Below are 14,838 nucleotides of genomic sequence, written 5' to 3'. Positions count from 1 at the left end.
CAGTATAGGTTGTGTTTAGTATACATAATCATTTTGAGGGGGAATTTAAAATGTTTAAAAAGTTAATGAAAGTATGCGTGTTAAGTGCGGCAAGTATAGGTGTATTATTTAGTTTTCAAGGAAGTACATTTGCAGCTACTGATTTAAGTAGTTATTATGACGGGAAAAATCCAGCAACAACGAAAGTATACGGGGGAAGTACAACGTGTGATGCAGATGGATTTAATGCAAAGTCTACAGCAGTTTATGAGGGTAGTAAAAAAGTAGGGACAGTGTATTTACGTTACAGTAATAAATGTCATGCAGCATGGTCTAAGCTTGTTTTAGATCAACCAGCTCCTTCTGTTTCTGGAGGGGTATATGCTTACGCTGTTATTAATAAATATAAAAATGGTGTATTCCAAAAATCAGTAGACTCTAATAGTGGCAATGGAGCAATTAAAACAGGACAAACGAGTACGTATACAGGAATGGTGTTTGATTTAACTGCTGATTTTGGTTATACAGCTGATGCCGAAGCGGTGACGATTAATAATGGTTACGGGAAAACAGCACGTTATTAATAAAGGAGTGGAATTCTATGAAGCTTTTTAAAAAGGTAAGCGCATGTCTTTGTCTGGCATTGCTCATCGTAACTAGTGTGTTTAGTACGACCAATAATGATAAAGCATACGCGGAAGACCATTCATATGATGGAAAAAGTCCTTATTATAATAGCTGTAATCAATCCGCAGTAACGAAAGAAAAGAAGTGGATTGATTCAAACTCTTATGTGGAATTAAAATTTAGCACGACGTGTAAGACAGCATGGGCAAAAGTTACTGTAACTCGCCTGGCAGTTTATAATAATGAAGCTGATGCAAGGATTGTTAGAAAAACAGATGGAAAGGCATACACTTGCGGAAGTGCTGGAGGAAATGGTGTTGTAAATAAAGGGCAAACATCATGCTATACACCAATGGTATATGATTTAGATCCAAGAAAAGCACAAGCGCAGGGGAAACATGCAATTCCGAATAGTGATGCATATAATTATGCGGAGACTATTTGGTATTGATGAGGAAATGGAGAATGTAAGATAGAATATTTTAAGAGCATGTTTTGATTGGATTTCAAAACATGCTCGATTTGCATTCAGTCTAATTTTTTTAGTAATCATGGACCATTGAATTAACTAAGGTCTGTATCAGGAGGAGTATATCCAAGGTGCCTAGCCATTGATACAATTTGTCCTTTATGGTGAAACTCATGAGTCTCCGTATGAGTTAAAAGCCATAGCGGAGTTGTACTCCAAAGCTCTTTTTGCCACTTTACTTCATTTGCTATATTTTCGAGCCAACGGTCATTGTATTCATCTAAAAAACGTTGTACAGTCTCATCTACTAACTTAAATCTATCACGGACTTTCTCAACATCTGCATGCTCAATTTCATCATCATTAGCGAATGAAAAATTTGCTCGTTTTTGCTTGAATGCAAATGATCCAAGCCAGTATCGATAGCAATCGGCTACATGAATATGTGTCTTTATAATGCTACCGCTCCCGAAATTCGGAACAGTGCTATGTAATTTTTCTAGTGGGATTTCTTCCAAAAATGAAAATAGAGTTTCTCTTGTAGAGCTAATAAGATTATATTGTTGTTTTAAAATATGTAACATGTAAGTACACTCCTCTTTTATTTACATAGTAAGTAATTCTATATTTACGAGGAGGGAACCTTTTTATTATTTTTAATAAGCATATTAGATGTATTTCTTATTTATTTCTGATAGATTAAACAAGGTAAAACTTTAATGAATTGAACATTCTTAGTTCATAATAAATTGTACATCAAGAAGGAGAACGATAAAGTGAATAGACTAGTTGGCTTAAAACAATTTGAAATAACGCGCGGGGCATTACTTAAATTTATGGAGACGCTAGATGATAAAATTGCAGATATGCAGCCAGAGGGTTTTAACAATACAATTCGTTGGCATATTGGTCACGTGTTAACAGCAGCAGAAGTTTTCATGTTTGGAAAAGAATTCAAACAATTACCAACTGAATATCCAGGTATGTTTGGATATGGATCAAGACCATCTAAATGGAAAACAGAAGGACCATCATTAGAAGTGTTAACGACTCAATTAAAAGAACAAGCAAAGCGTATTAACGAAATGCCAGCAGAAGCATTTGAAGATAAACTACCAGAGCCGTTTTTAGGATTGGAAACTGTTGGTGAGCTTTACGGTATGATGCTTTATCATGAAGCAGATCATATTGGGCAAATGAAGGCGATGGAACGTATTATTAAAGCTCTTTAGTCTTAATTGCATATAACAAGCAATACAGTTGTAATGTTAAATAATATATACAAAAAAGGTAGATAAATTATTATCTACCTTTTTTGTATAACTTCTTGAAGGATTAGAGAATTTTATAATTTTTTAGGTTGTGATTATTAATTGTAGTATTCCTAAATATGGAATATAAGTATAATGATAGAGAAGAACTAGAAATAGGGGTGAATACTATGATTACATTAGAGCAAAAGTTAGAGCAATATAAACATACATATGTACAGTTAAAGGGAGAACTAAAATGGAAAACGAGTGATTCTCGAACAGGAATGATGATTGCTGCTATGTATGCAGGTAGTGATAAATTGTTTAATCTCGAACGTTTTTTAGAAATTAGTAGTTATATTAAGAATGAGGTAGGGATGTTTTCATACTTAAAGTCTTATCATCGTTTTGTAGTGGCCGCAACATTAGATATTCACTTTACAGATTACAAGGAAGCTTTTCGGACGTTTTTAGATTTATATGAACAATTGGTCACTGGTGGCTTTAGCCGGAGTATATTTACTTATCTCGCAGCAGCTGTGCTTTTAACAGAAGAAAATGAACAGCATGGCGCGCACATTCAGCGTTCGATGCAAGTATATAAACGCATGAAAAAGGATCACCTCTTTCTGACAAGTACAAATGATTATCCGCTCGCAGTTTTATTAGCAGGACAATCAGAGCATGTAGAAACACTTATGGACCGAGTGGAACGTCTTTATCAGAAACTAGCGACAGCTGGTTTGCGTAAAGGGAATGATCTTCAATTTTTGAGTCATATTCTTTCACTAAAGAAGGATGTCAGGGAAGAACTATTAGTTGCAAAATGTACAAATATATGGAATTTGTTAAAGCAAGAAAAGGTAAAAGTAAAACAGATGCATTACCCAGCTATCGGGCTACTAGCGTTACTCGAGGACGGAGAAAAAGAGATTCATTCTATTAGAGCATTTATTGAAAAATTGCAGGGGGATAAATTGTTCCGTTGGCATACAGATACAAATATTCTTATTGCTATTCAACTGTTCGTAAGTCAGAAAGGTGAGGAAAGTAAAGCTACTAACACAGGTTTACAAACAATGATAGAAGTCCTCATACAAGCACAACAGGCAGCCATGATGGCAACGATTGCCGCTTCATCTGCAGCAACATCTTCTGCTAGTAGTAGTTCATAATGTGCAACTGCTTATACTCTTGTAAATTATAAATTCTTTGATAAGGACGTTTTAAAAAATATTACTAAAAAAAGCCCATCACTCTCTAATGATTGATGGGCTAACTGTTTTTACATAATTAGCATTATCTTTTTGATTGCTTCAAATGTTTGAGTTGCGTAACAATCATAATGCTAATAACAACGAGTAAAAACCATGGGCTAATTTTGCTTAAGTGAACGAGGTTCCATGCTTCCCGTTGATTTGGATATTGCCATGCACTGAAAAATGTTGCGATGTTCTCTGCAATCCAAATGAAGAATCCGATAAGGAAAAAGGAGAGAACGAGTGGCATTGTATATGTAACGCCTTGTAATGAAAATTGTACAAATGTGCGAGAGAAAACAAGGAATAGTAGTAAAGTTAATATCCATCTAAAATCGTATGTAAAGTGGTGTGTGAAAAAATTGAAGTAAATCATAGCTCCTAACGGCACGGCAAAAATAGCTTTCGGCCAATGATGCATTTTTAAATGCAACCTTCTCCACGCTTGGCATATGTAACTTGCGACACTTGCGTACATAAAGCCGCTGTAAAGTGGAACTCCAAAAATCTTTGAATACGCCTCTTCAGGATAACTCCATGAACCAAAATGAACTTTATATATTTCTAGTAAAAGGCCGATGAGGTGAAAGACAGTAATTACTTTTAATTCGTCTTTCGTCTTTCGTCTCAAGTCCAGTCTTGTACATAATCCACTGCATAAGAAGACATGCAATGAGTATGAAATCATAGTGATATAACCCTGGGATAGAAACGATTTTTGAAAGGGCTAGTGTTAAGAAAATAACGACTGGGAATAAGCAAGATAATGCTTGCTCGTAAGTGAAGTGTAGTAGTTGTTTTATATATAACATTGGGTCACCTTCGGTATTTTTATTTGAAAACTCGAAATAATGATTAAGTATACTACACTTTTAAAAATAAGCTAGTAGTCTATTTTGCGTGTATTTGTAAGTTTTGGAAGGGAATTGAAATAAACATTTTAATATTTAGCGAAGTTAAAAAATAGTTTGCTATTTAAAAAAAGTGGCGATATAATATCTAAATGAAAATGATAATTATTATCAATAATAATTACAAATAAAAAATAATTATAAAAAACAACTGAATATAAAGGATGAAATGAAACATGTTACATAAGTCTACTGTACATGCTGGTAATAACCGCTGGATACATATTAAGTTCATATGTTTCATGAGCTTAACAATTTTATGTTTAATTGGATCTATATTTTTAGCCATTTCATTTGGTGCAAAAGATATTCATTTACAAACGGTGTGGGCAGCGGTTTTGGATTACAATCCGAAACTAACACAGCACCAAATTATTTATGAATTAAGGCTCCCGAGAGTAATTGGTGCAGCAGTTGTAGGGGCAGCTTTTGCGGTTGCTGGTGCTGTTATGCAAGGTGTAACACGAAATCCTTTAGCTGATGCAGGTGTACTCGGAATAAATGCAGGTGCGATGTTTGTAGTAGCACTTAGTTTTGCTTTTTTCCCACATATGCCGTATTCCTATTTAATGATTGTTTCCTTTATTGGAGCTGTTTTAAGTACAGTACTTATTTTTGTTATTGGATCAGCAACATCAGGCGGGTTAACACCAATGAGGTTAACGATTGCTGGAGCGGTTATGGCAGCGCTTTTACATTCATTAAGTTCAGGTGTTGCGATTTATTATGATTTAAGCCAAGATTTAGCGTTTTGGTATGCTGGTGGTGTTGCAGGGGTTAAGTGGGAACACTTGAAATTTTTAGTCCCTATTATTCTTATAACGATTATTTTTGCGACAATGCTAGGGAGATCTATTTCACTCATATCAATGGGAGATGATGTTGCTACAAATTTAGGAGTGAAAACGAACCGAACGAGAATACTAGGGATGATTATAGTAGTCATTCTTGCAGGTGTATCTGTTTCAGCTGTTGGTTCTATCGGATTTGTAGGACTCGTTATTCCGCATATTGCTAGAAAATTAGTTGGTGTTAATTATCGACTCATTATTCCTATGTCAGCATTATTAGGTGCTATGTTATTAGTTTTAGCTGACCTAGGAGCAAGAGCAGTAAACCCTCCTAAAGAACTTGCGATAGGAATTATGGTAGCTCTTGTTGGAGTTCCGTTCTTCCTCTATATAGCACGTAAAGTTGGGAGGGAGCTATAAGTGAGGGGTCTTATTAACACAGATAAAAAAAGAGCCATTACTGTAACTACAATATTCGGTTGTATTGGTATCGCTGTTATTTTACTTAGCTTAAATACAGGGACACTTAGTATTGCACCGCTCAAAGTAATTCAAACGCTTTTCGGTTATGGTGATTTTGAAAGTGCAACCGTGCTATACGATTATCGTATGCCAAGAATTATAATCACAATGTTAGCTGGTATTGGCCTTGGGATTTCCGGTGCGATTTTACAAGGATTATCACGTAACGCACTTGCAGACCCTGGTATTTTAGGATTGCATTCAGGTGCATCTTTCGGGCTAATTATATTTGTTACTTTCTTTCATTCTTTTAATGAGAATGCATCGATTTTAATACCGTTATTTACATTTGGTGGGGGAATACTAGCTGCATTTTTAATTATTATACTTGCGAGTGATCGGTCAAATGGTTTACTTCCCATTAGACTTATTCTCGTTGGTATTGCTGTTTCAGCTGGATTTAGTGCGATTTCGTTATTTTTCTCTCTCAAGTTAAATGATGAGACATATACATTCGCTTCCAGATGGTTAGTTGGTAACGTGTGGGGAAGGGATTGGATTCATGTCCTTGCATTATTACCTTGGATTTTCATACTAACCCCGTATGCATGGCTAAAATCTAAAACGTTAAATGCATTGTCACTAGGTGATAGTGTAGCAGCAGGACTTGGTGTTTCTGTTCAAAAAGAACGGTTATTACTTTTAGCTACAGCGGTTGGATTATCTTGCGCAAGTGTATCGATGGCAGGAGGAATTGGTTTTATCGGTTTAGTTGCTCCGCATATCGCAAGGAAGTTAGTAGGTACTACATATCAACACTTTCTTCCTTTAGCTGGCATTATCGGAATGATTATTTTAGTGCTAGCAGATACGATAGGTCGTTCTATATTTGAGCCAAACTCTATTCCAGCTGGTGTAGTAGTGGCAGCTTTAGGAGCACCGTATTTTCTTTATTTACTTACAAAAACAAAATAAATACTTCAAAGAGGAGAACATATGAAAAAGAAACTTACTATTTTATTTAGCATGATGTGTATTTTAGTATTAGCAGCATGTGGTCAAACGAAAGCTAATGAAGAGGCAACGAAAAAAACGGAAAAAAGTAATGACCCAAAAATTGCTTCAATGTCTATTCATTTAACGAATGATTTACTTGCATTAGGAATTACACCAGTAGGTTCTGTTATTGGTGGAGATTTAAAAGATTTCTTACCGCACGCTAAAGAGAAGTTGAAAGATACGAAGAAGCTTGGTGTTGTAACAGATCCGAATATGGAAGCGTTACTTCAATTAAAGCCAACTGACATTTATGTTGATGAAAAATATGCTGGTAAAGATGTAGCGAAATACGAAAAAATTGCAAAAACACATTCTTTCAATTTAGATGAAGGTACGTGGAGAGATCATTTAAAACAAGTTGGTAAACTTGTAAACCGTGAGAAAGAAGCAGATAAATATATTCAAGATTACGAAGAGCAATCAAAACGAGTAAAAGGTTTAATAGATAAAGAGCTAGGTAATAACGAAAAAGTAATGGCAATTCGCGTTACTGCAAAAGAATTGCGTGTATTTAGTACGAAAAGACCGATGGGACCAATTTTATTCCAAGACTTAGGGTTACAGCCTGCAAATGGTGTAGAGAAAATTGATGGAAACCGCCCTTTCGAAGTCATTTCACAAGAAGTATTACCTGACTTTGATGCAGATGCTATTTTCGTTGTTGTAAATAGAGACGATAAGGCAAAAGCTGCATTTAAACAACTTCAAGAAACACCAATTTGGAAAGACTTAAAAGCTGTTAAAGAAAAGCACATATACATTATTAATGACCAACCATGGCTAGACTATTCTGCTTTAGGTAACAAAATGGCAATGGATGAAGCGGAGAAAATGTTTACGAAATAATATCGATTCGATGTTAGGAAGATCCTCTGAATTTTGAGGGTCTTTTTTATTGTTAGAATAAATAAAAAAATATACAATAAATTTAATTTAATGCAGAGGAGATGTGCCGATGTCAGCACTTATTGTAAGTATCCCGTTTATAAAGCAGTTTATGGAAATAGGGGATAAATAGGCTAGAATAATTATCCCCATTATTTAATAAAGGGGAGTTTGAAATGACAATGAATCTTTTTCAAAACAAAACGATTAAATTATCAGTTATGAGAGAAGCAGATGCTGAAGTAATGGCTATGTGGCAGGAAGATAGTGAGTATTTAAGAAATGTTGATACAGATGTAGCATTCCCGGAATCTTTACAGGAAATAGCGAGTGATGGGCTATTAAAGGGACGAAGATCGAATAGTGTTTCTTTCATGTTAAGGACAGTTCAAGATGATCGCTTAATTGGTTTTGTTGCAATTCATGGCATAGAGTGGAATAACAGAACGGGTTTATTAGCTATTGGTATAGGAGATGCGAATGATAGGGGGAAGGGATATGGAAGAGAAGCGATCTATCTTATCTTAAAATATGCTTTCTATGAATTGAATTTACACCGCATCGGTCTCGATGTTATTTCGTATAATAAACCTGCCATTGCATTGTATAAAAAGATGGGTTTTCAAATGGAAGGCTGTATGAGAGAAGCGGTTCAAAGAGATGGGAAGTGTTTTGACCGTATGATTATGGGGATATTGCGGGATGAATGGATAGAGCTGCAAGGTTAGAAAGTACATTCGAAATTATATATGTAGTATGCAGGAGATATAATGGTAATTGGCGAAAATTTACAGTGTGTTGATTGAATTTATAAGGAGTCATGCAAAATGAATTTAGAAAAGGCAAAACCAGTAAATGAAGAGGTCGCCGAATTAAAAGAACTTATTAAAGAGTTACACGGAAGTGTGCACCAACTTCAAAGTGAAGTGCAGCAACTAAGGCACGAAAGACCAGTTGTTGAAGTGAGAAAAGGTGTTCAATTATCACCAACAATTGTCGGACAAATTGGTGGTATGATTTTAGGTGGTTTAGCAATTATCGGTATATTTTGGTGATGAAAAAAGGTTTGCAGCACGAATGCTGCAAACCTTTTGTATTTGACGATATAATTTCATGCAATACAACTTTTACATTAAATAACGTAAATATATATAAGCATGTGATAACAAGAGTGCAACAATAGTTAATGGTAAACCAATTTTTAAGAAGTCCATATAAGAGAAGCCATGTCCTTCACGTTTTGCAATACCAGCAACGACTACGTTTGCAGATGCACCGATTAGTGTTCCATTTCCTCCTAAGCAAGCTCCAAGAGATAACGCCCACCATAGTACTTCGATTTGCGGAGAATCGACAGATAGTCCGAGTCCTGTAGCTAAGTCTTGAATAAGAGGAATCATCGTTGCGACAAATGGGATGTTGTCGATTGTCGCAGATGCGATGCCAGATACCCATAAAATAAGTATAGCTGCGAATCCGATGTCACCATTTGTTACGTCGATTACTTCTCTTGCAAGTGAAGAGATAAGTCCGATATCAATTAACCCGCCAACGAGAACAAATAATCCGGCGAAGAAGAAAATGGTTACCCATTCAACATGGGCAAATACATCTTCAATATCATGTTCTTTCACGCCGATTAACATAAGAAGTGTAGCGCCTGTCATCGCGATAACAGCAGCGTCTACATGAATAATCGAATGAAGTACGAAGCCTAAAATAGTTAGTCCTAAAATCGAAATAGATTTTAAAAGGAGGCTTTGATCTTTAATGTAATCTTTTTCGTTTAATGCCATTAGTTTTTCGATTTGTTCAGGTGTTGTTTTTAGTTTGTTACGATACATGAAGTAAATAATGCCAAGTGTCACGATAGAAATAATAATTACGATTGGAGCTAAGTTAAGTAAAAAGGCGTTAAAGTCTAAATGCTTGTTTGCTGATCCAATCATAATATTAGGTGGATCACCGATTAATGTTGCTGTTCCGCCTATATTTGAAAACAGCACTTCTGAAATCAAATAAGGCACAGGATTTACTTTTAAAATACGTGTAATGGATAATGTAACAGGAACGATTAATAAAACAGTCGTTACATTGTCCAAAAATGCTGATCCGACAGCAGTTAATAGGGATAGTAATAATAAAATGCGAATCGGTTTTCCACCAGCTGCTTTTGCCGCTTTAATGGCCACAAATTCAAAGACGCCTGATTGACTCGTAATATGTACGAGAATCATCATCCCAATTAAAAGGGTAATCGTTTCCCATTGAATATGTGATGTGAAAGCAGTATGTAAATCTACAACTCCAAAAATAATCATAATAGCAGCACCGAATAGTGCGATTACAGCACGATTCAATTTCTCAGAAATAATAAATCCGTACGTGATTAAAAATACGGCAATTGCAAAATAATATTGCCAATTTGCTACTTCATGTGCTGACTGTTCCAATCATGTCACCTTCTTTAAATTATGTATTCAATTGTCGAAATGTATCTCGCTGTAATAATACGGGATAAAATATATTGTAGCAAATTCAAAAAAGAAAGAAAACTATTTAACAAAGTGAAGGAAAAAATGTATTTTTTACATATCATATAAAAAATATAAAAAACACAGTGCAAATTATTAGGAAAAGTGAGCGTTGTCCTCTAATATAGAGATAGCAATTTACATTATTTTTGCGTAAAATGGTTTAAAGAGGTGAATTCCGATGGAAATAGTAAAAGATAGTTCTCTTATTCAAAATGAAATTGAACGTTTTGTAAATAAAGATGTATATATTCATTTAGAAACGACAAACGGAGCGTATGCATCACACATAAATGAAAAGATGATGACAGTTGGTGCTTTCATTCGAAATGCGATTATCCGTTTTGAACGCGGGAAGATAACTGGAACAAATCCATATCGAGTTGGTCTGAAAATGGATCACGGTTGGGTATATGCTGAAGGTATTACGCACTGGGAAGTAGACGATCAAGAGCGTTTATTACTAGCTGGACATGATAATTTAGGTCGCTTAGCAGTTGCACTTGAGTTAAGCTTAACACCATTTAAGTAAGAAGGAGGGAAACTTATGGAGAGACATGTACTTGTTGTATTTCCGCATCCAGATGATGAAGCATATGCTGCGGGAGGAACAATTCGCTTATTAACAGATCAAGGAGTACCTGTAACGTATGCATGTGGTACTCTAGGACAAATGGGACGTAACATGGGTAAGAACGTATTCGCTAACCGTGAAACGATTCCACATATCCGTAAGAAAGAATTGAAAGATGCTTGTGAAGCGATGGGTATTAAAGATTTAAGAATGCTTGGCTTCCATGATAAAACGTTAGAATTTGAAGATGTTGATTTCGTTGCTGATAAAATTGAAGCAATCATTCAAGAAGTAAATCCATCTCGAATTATTACATTTTATCCAGAACACGGTGTACATCCAGATCATAATGCATTTGGCCGCGCTGTCGTTCGCGCTGTATCACGTATGCCAAAAGAAGAGCGCCCAGTTATCCATGCTGTTGCGATTACGAAAAATCGTGAGGCAGTATTAGGAGAACCGGATGTTGTAAATAACATTAGTGAAGTATTTGATCATAAATTAACTGCATTAGGTGCGCACCGTTCACAAACAGAAGCAATGCTTGAAGACACGCATGCAAAAATAAAAAACAAAGATGCAGCAACATTAAAATGGCTGCAACTTGAACAGTTTTGGACTTATAAATGGGAGTAGGCTAGAAGGATATCTTCTAGTTACTCTTACATAGAAAAGCGCCGTCACTTGTGATGGTGCTTTTTTTTATTGAAGACTATATATTTCTTAGGGGGGCTTCAAAATTTTTAAATTAACGTGCAGTATAGCCTCCATCAACAAGAAGTGTTGTACCGTTAACAAAACTAGCATCATCACTTGCTAAAAATAAGACAGCTTTAGCGACTTCTTCTGGTGTTCCAAGTCTGCCTTGTGGATGAAGTGAAGCTAAATATTCTTTTTGTTCAGGATTAACACTACCGAGTAAAGGGGTGTCAATATAACCAGGGCACACCGCATTAATACGTATTCCATATTTAGCGTAGGCAGTACATAAATTTTGAGTTAATAGTTTCACACCACCTTTTGCAGAGGAGTATGCTGTTGGGGTAGGTAATGAAACAAAACTATGAATCGAACCAGCGTTAACGATGACACCACCTGTACCTTGTTTAAGGAATTGTTCAATCGAATATTTATTAGAAAGGAATACCCCAGACAAATTAATATCAATAGTCCTTTTCCACTTTTCATAGGATAATTCGTTTGCTGGTGCATCATCAGCAACGCCGGCATTGGCATACATAATATCTAATTTACCGTATGTACTTACTGTCTCATGAATTAGCTGTTTAATATCTGCCTCTTTTGTTACATCAGTTTTAATAAATAAAGTATTATATCCATGTGCATTCAATTCATCTGATAGTTCTTTTCCACGTTCAGAAAAGTCAGCAATAACTACTTTTGCACCTTCTTCGATAAAAAGACGAACAGTAGATTCGCCAATTCCACTTGCACCACCAGTTATGATTGCTACTTTGTCTTTCAATTTCATATAAACCTCTCCATTCATCAATGAATTTAAGTCGAATTTTAAAATCTGGTTATATCACTATTAACCTTAAATAGTAAGTAGATAGAAGAAAAAGCTCGCGTTTACTTAATTGTGAGAGTGCTATTTTTTCTTTAGTGTACTTTTTGATACAGTTATGGACGAAAATATTAATTTGGTCAATCTTATCATTAGATTGAATATTTGGTAAAGAGCTCTCGAACAGAGCGAGTACGGATGCTAAAAAATTAAAATAAATATGAAGTATTATTTGTAGGGTAAGGAACAAGGGGGAGAGGCATAACGAAAACTACTACTCTATTTAAATAGGAAAAAACCTTGCAGGGGGGCAAGGCTTTAAACAGGGTATTAAAAATGGTTGATTTATTAAGAAGAACTTCTTCTTGTGAATAAACTAATTTTAGCATGATAACTCATATGTATGTGTTACGAATTTGTGAATAAAAACTCAATGATAAAAGTATGAGTGAAAGGAAATAATGTATTTGAAATATGTATTATTACAGAAAGTTTAGTTGAAATAGTGAGGAAAATAAAAAAGCGCAATGAGCAAAATAATTAAGAGACGAATTATATGAAAGATTAGTGGAACGCCTACTATTTAATTCTTTAGAACTGATTTTTAATAATGCATATAAGAAGCGTATATTTTGAATTATTTAATAGAATAATATATATTTATATTGATTTAGTGATTTTAGTTTGTTAAAAATGGGGAAATCGATATGAAGGTTAAATTTGCCGTAATAAAAGATGAGAGCTTTGATTGTAGTTTATTGGAAACAAAATTATTGAAAACTTTTAAAGAAGTAGATTGTGAAGCAGATATTGTAAAGGTTGAGGATGAAATTTTTGAAAACAATGATGTACAAACGCATTTATCAGAAATAACCATTCATGTTACTGGAAAAAATATCGGATATAGATCCGTTTCAGCCAGTATATTTATTGTTCTAGAGAGTTTATCAATACAGCTATTTCGTATTCATATTAGTATACTTTAAGCAGTTCAAAAATTGGCTTCTTCAGAAAATCATACTGATTATATGGAGTTGTAAATATGAAAACAATAGAAATTATCGTAGGTGCTTCCGAATGTTGGATTGCACCTTGTTTGTTGTTAAATAAACAAGGGGTTCCTTTTAAAATTTTAATGTATCTTAACGCTAATTTATAAATAGAAGAATAGAAACATGTGAGTAATTCAATTAGATTGTACAAATAATTTGGTACGCGGATATACGCAATGTATTCACAGGTAAGAGGGTTGTCTCATAATATATATAGATTTTTCTATTAAGATGAACAGAGGGTGTGAATATATGGAAGATGTTTACGCTAAAATTGACAGTCTCAAGGCGGAGCAAAAAGAAATGATGAGAGACATTCGAAATTTAGAAACGCGTACCACTATTAATGAGAAAGATATAGCAACAATCAATAAGCAATTAGAAAAAATAAGTACAAACACTACTTGGATTTTGCGAATTATTATTAGCACGATAATAATGTCAGTTTTAGGATTAATATTAAAAGGAATGATTTAGTCTTGTGAAATAGAACGATATAAAAGAAAGGGGGGAGCTCCCTCTTTCTTTTATGTAAATGGGAAGCTATAAATTTTCTGTTTCCTTTTCACCTGCATATTTTTCCTCTAAAGAAATTAATAGAGGAATGGATACGGTTACTAGAGTGATTAAAGTAGTTATAAAAGATTTAGAAAGAGAAAAAGAACCTTCAATTAAAGGTGATAAAAACTTGAATGAAAGTAGACTTGTTATGAAGGAAATTACTAAAAAGCTAAAAAGAGAGATATTTTTATTCTTTATAGATGTTTCTATAAAGTCTTTAACACAGGTTATTACAACAAATATAGTTAATATGATAAGAGAAACAAAATAATGTGTTAAATTCGTCATACTAATAGTAGGATCGTCTATTATGTAAGCAAGTAACTTAGATACTAATATTCCTCCAAACAATAAAATAATAAAAGCAAGTAATCCTTCCAATATATAAGTGCTCAAATTGTCTTTCTTGTTAAAGAGTTTATAGTTTAGAGTAGATTGGGTTATTTGAATTAGGAATAGGCTAATAATCCATACATAATATACAATTGGTAATTCTCCTGAGAATAGAGAAATTAGGAAATTTAATACTGTCCTTAAAATTTCAATCATTACGAAAGTCCTCCTGTTTGTAAGCTTGTGACATTAAAATTTGCTAGTCTATCGTTTAATAATTAAGTTTATGAATTCAAACTATTTCTAATTATTCCATAAAAAGGTGAATGCATCAAGTTATCTTTTTAACAATCCTCCAAGGCCGAGCACTAGTAAAAGAAACGCAATATGTAATATAATTGAAAAAGTATATTTAAAAATCGATGTTAATATTACCCTCCTATAAGTATTAACATACGTAATTGAGGTGTTTTCTTTGTTGTTTTATGACCGGATTTCTATAATGGCCCCTCCTGTTCCGTAGCTAAGGAAAGTCTTTTTATTTCTGAGATTTTCAAAGTT

At 34.3% G+C, this 14,838-nt stretch carries 17 protein-coding genes and 1 pseudogene; 13 read left to right on the top strand and 5 right to left on the bottom strand.

Features of this window, described 5'->3' with window-relative positions:
- Positions 1–50: 50 nt before the first annotated feature.
- Both MKY21_RS17370 and MKY21_RS17365 read left to right on the top strand, forming a co-directional pair.
- A complete protein-coding gene (locus MKY21_RS17370) occupies positions 51–563 on the top strand; it encodes a DUF2690 domain-containing protein (RefSeq protein WP_000473735.1) in 513 nt (170 codons plus the stop codon).
- A 17-nt stretch (positions 564–580) separates the two neighbouring features.
- A complete protein-coding gene (locus tag MKY21_RS17365; protein ID WP_000765223.1) occupies positions 581–1,057 on the top strand; it encodes a DUF2690 domain-containing protein in 477 nt (158 codons plus the stop codon).
- Positions 1,058–1,170: 113 nt separating this feature from the next.
- Here MKY21_RS17365 and MKY21_RS17360 read toward each other — a convergent pair whose 3' ends face one another.
- On the bottom strand, positions 1,171–1,659 hold the full coding sequence (locus MKY21_RS17360; RefSeq protein ID WP_016118386.1) for a DinB family protein: 489 nt from the start codon (positions 1,657–1,659) through the stop codon (positions 1,171–1,173).
- 171 nt (positions 1,660–1,830) lie between these two features.
- Between MKY21_RS17360 and MKY21_RS17355 the strand changes: the two genes are divergently transcribed.
- Together MKY21_RS17355 and MKY21_RS17350 are read left to right on the top strand one after the other, a co-directional pair.
- Positions 1,831–2,307: a DinB family protein gene (locus tag MKY21_RS17355; RefSeq protein ID WP_170964303.1), complete on the top strand. Its 477-nt coding sequence runs from the start codon at positions 1,831–1,833 to the stop codon at positions 2,305–2,307.
- 158 nt (positions 2,308–2,465) lie between these two features.
- Positions 2,466–3,503 carry a DUF4003 domain-containing protein gene (locus MKY21_RS17350; RefSeq protein WP_016118384.1) on the top strand — a complete coding sequence of 346 codons (1,038 nt, stop codon included), beginning with the start codon at positions 2,466–2,468 and terminating at the stop codon, positions 3,501–3,503.
- Positions 3,504–3,627: 124 nt separating this feature from the next.
- On the opposite strand, the pseudogene MKY21_RS17345 reads toward MKY21_RS17350, so the two are convergent.
- A pseudogene (locus MKY21_RS17345) lies at positions 3,628–4,399 on the bottom strand (DUF817 domain-containing protein).
- A gap of 275 nt (positions 4,400–4,674) precedes the next feature.
- Here MKY21_RS17345 and MKY21_RS17340 point away from each other — a divergent pair.
- From MKY21_RS17340 to MKY21_RS17320, 5 genes are all read left to right on the top strand, one after another.
- Complete coding sequence (locus MKY21_RS17340) at positions 4,675–5,709, top strand: FecCD family ABC transporter permease (RefSeq protein WP_000902720.1); 1,035 nt, start codon at positions 4,675–4,677, stop codon at positions 5,707–5,709.
- A complete protein-coding gene (locus MKY21_RS17335) occupies positions 5,710–6,726 on the top strand; it encodes a FecCD family ABC transporter permease (protein WP_341077003.1) in 1,017 nt (338 codons plus the stop codon).
- A gap of 21 nt (positions 6,727–6,747) precedes the next feature.
- Positions 6,748–7,656 (top strand): iron-hydroxamate ABC transporter substrate-binding protein, encoded by a 909-nt coding sequence (locus tag MKY21_RS17330; RefSeq protein WP_061139050.1) that lies wholly within the window; start codon positions 6,748–6,750, stop codon positions 7,654–7,656.
- Positions 7,657–7,871: 215 nt separating this feature from the next.
- Positions 7,872–8,423 (top strand): GNAT family N-acetyltransferase, encoded by a 552-nt coding sequence (locus tag MKY21_RS17325; protein ID WP_000178487.1) that lies wholly within the window; start codon positions 7,872–7,874, stop codon positions 8,421–8,423.
- A gap of 99 nt (positions 8,424–8,522) precedes the next feature.
- Complete coding sequence (locus MKY21_RS17320; RefSeq protein WP_001047304.1) at positions 8,523–8,750, top strand: hypothetical protein; 228 nt, start codon at positions 8,523–8,525, stop codon at positions 8,748–8,750.
- A 72-nt stretch (positions 8,751–8,822) separates the two neighbouring features.
- Here the strand turns inward: MKY21_RS17320 and MKY21_RS17315 are convergent, their stop codons facing one another.
- Entirely contained in the window at positions 8,823–10,148 is a 1,326-nt protein-coding gene (locus MKY21_RS17315) for an ArsB/NhaD family transporter (RefSeq protein WP_000437992.1), read from the bottom strand.
- Positions 10,149–10,410: 262 nt separating this feature from the next.
- Between MKY21_RS17315 and MKY21_RS17310 the strand changes: the two genes are divergently transcribed.
- Together MKY21_RS17310 and bshB2 are read left to right on the top strand one after the other, a co-directional pair.
- Entirely contained in the window at positions 10,411–10,761 is a 351-nt protein-coding gene (locus tag MKY21_RS17310) for a YojF family protein (protein WP_000407045.1), read from the top strand.
- 15 nt (positions 10,762–10,776) lie between these two features.
- A complete protein-coding gene (gene bshB2, locus MKY21_RS17305) occupies positions 10,777–11,439 on the top strand; it encodes a bacillithiol biosynthesis deacetylase BshB2 (RefSeq protein WP_000439483.1) in 663 nt (220 codons plus the stop codon).
- Between the two features lie 112 nt (positions 11,440–11,551).
- On the opposite strand, the gene MKY21_RS17300 is transcribed toward bshB2, so the two are convergent.
- Positions 11,552–12,295 (bottom strand): SDR family NAD(P)-dependent oxidoreductase, encoded by a 744-nt coding sequence (locus MKY21_RS17300; protein WP_000768020.1) that lies wholly within the window; start codon positions 12,293–12,295, stop codon positions 11,552–11,554.
- A 743-nt stretch (positions 12,296–13,038) separates the two neighbouring features.
- On the opposite strand from MKY21_RS17300, the gene MKY21_RS17295 reads away from it, so the two are divergent.
- Positions 13,039–13,317, top strand: a complete 279-nt coding sequence (locus MKY21_RS17295; RefSeq protein ID WP_000865018.1) for a hypothetical protein — start codon at positions 13,039–13,041, stop codon at positions 13,315–13,317.
- Between the two features lie 318 nt (positions 13,318–13,635).
- Entirely contained in the window at positions 13,636–13,860 is a 225-nt protein-coding gene (locus MKY21_RS17290) for a hemolysin XhlA family protein (RefSeq protein ID WP_000390471.1), read from the top strand.
- Between the two features lie 66 nt (positions 13,861–13,926).
- On the opposite strand, the gene MKY21_RS17285 is transcribed toward MKY21_RS17290, so the two are convergent.
- Positions 13,927–14,493 (bottom strand): DUF5823 family protein, encoded by a 567-nt coding sequence (locus tag MKY21_RS17285; protein ID WP_000570032.1) that lies wholly within the window; start codon positions 14,491–14,493, stop codon positions 13,927–13,929.
- Between the last annotated feature and the right edge of the window lie 345 nt (positions 14,494–14,838).

Origin of the sequence: Bacillus sp. FSL R9-9497 (assembly GCF_038005805.1) — a bacterium.
Lineage (GTDB): Bacteria > Bacillota > Bacilli > Bacillales > Bacillaceae_G > Bacillus_A > Bacillus_A cereus.
Note: the sequence above shows the minus strand (reverse complement) of the source record. Positions and strands in the feature narration are given on the sequence as shown.